The sequence below is a fragment of the Streptomyces sp. NPDC054794 genome (assembly GCF_053611585.1).
Genome location: NZ_JBSHAQ010000148.1, coordinates 1 through 1,284, shown reverse-complemented (window position 1 = coordinate 1,284; position 1,284 = coordinate 1). Strand labels below are relative to the sequence as shown.

Annotated in this window: 2 protein-coding genes; both read left to right on the top strand. The window is 66.7% G+C overall.

The features are described 5' to 3' along the window. The first annotated feature begins 67 nt into the window (after nt 1-67). Entirely contained in the window at nt 68-367 is a 300-nt protein-coding gene (locus tag ACWGKT_RS48475; protein ID WP_046428639.1) for a transposase, read from the top strand. Then, nucleotides 364-1,251: an IS3 family transposase gene (locus tag ACWGKT_RS48470; protein ID WP_453278817.1), complete on the top strand. Its 888-nt coding sequence runs from the start codon at nt 364-366 to the stop codon at nt 1,249-1,251. Before ACWGKT_RS48475 ends, ACWGKT_RS48470 begins: the two co-directional genes overlap by 4 nt. Nucleotides 1,252-1,284 lie beyond the last annotated feature (33 nt).

Here is a 1,284-nt window from a genome sequence, read left to right as displayed (position 1 = left end):
TGAACCTTCCCCTTGATCGTGGACACCTGGAGACTGGGACCTGAGGTTCCAGAGGAAGTAGCACCAGGTGGGAAGCAAGTACACGAAGCGGTACACCGAAGAGTTCAAGCGGGACGCGATCGCGCTCGTCGACTCCTCGGGCAAGACGGTCACGGCGGTCGCCCGGGAACTCGGCATCAGCTCCGAGTCCCTGCGCGGCTGGTACCGCAAGGCGAAGGCGGAGCAGGGCGAGGGCACTCCCGGCGAATTGAGCAGTGCCGAGCGCGAGGAGCTCAAGCGGCTGCGGCGGGAGAACCGCGAGCAGCAGCAGACGATCGAGATCCTGAAAAAAGCGACCGCCTTCTTCGTGAAGGAGAACGACCGGTGAGCGCGTTGTGCCGGTTCATCCATGCGGAGAAGGCGAACTACCCGATCGTTCTGTTGTGCCGGGTGCTGCACGTCGCCCGCTCCTCCTACTACGCGTGGCGCGAGGGCGAGGCCGCCCGCCATGCCCGGCAGGCCGCCGACGACGCGCTCGCGCACGAGATCACGGTGCTGCACGTCGCTTCCCGCCGCACCTACGGTGTCCCGCGCATCCACGCCGAACTGCGGCGTCTGGGGCGGCGGGTGAACCGCAAGCGCATCGCCCGCGTGATGCGCGAGCGCGACATCCGAGGCGTCACCCGGCGCAAGCGCCGCTCGTTGACCCGACCCGACAAGAAGGCGAAGCCGGCCCCTGACCTGATCGGCCGCGACTTCCACGCCGAGCGACCCGGGATCAAGCTGGTCGGCGACATCACCTACCTGCCCACTGCCGAGGGCTGGCTCTACCTCGCCTGCTGGCTGGACCTGGCCACCCGCGAGGTCGTCGGTTATGCCATGGCTGATCACCACCGCGCAGAACTCGTCGTGGACGCCCTCGACATGGCCTACGGCCGAGGGAACCTGGAGCCCGGCTGCGTGATCCACAGTGACCGCGGCAGCGAATACACCTCGACCCAATTCTGCGACCGAATAAGGGAGTTGGGACTGCGGAACAGCTGCGGACGCACCGGATCATGCTTCGACAACGCGGCCGCGGAGAGTTTCTGGGCCCTGCTCAAGGAAGAGATCGGCACCCGCATCTGGCCCGACCGGGCCACCGCCCGCGCCGAGGTCTTCACCTTCATCGAGACCTTCTACAACCGCCGCCGCCTGCGCAAGCACAAGACCCTCGGCTACCTCACCCCGGCCGAGACCAGGCAGCGGCATCAACACGCCCTCGCGGCATAACCGACGAGTGTCCAAGATCACGGGGAAACTTCA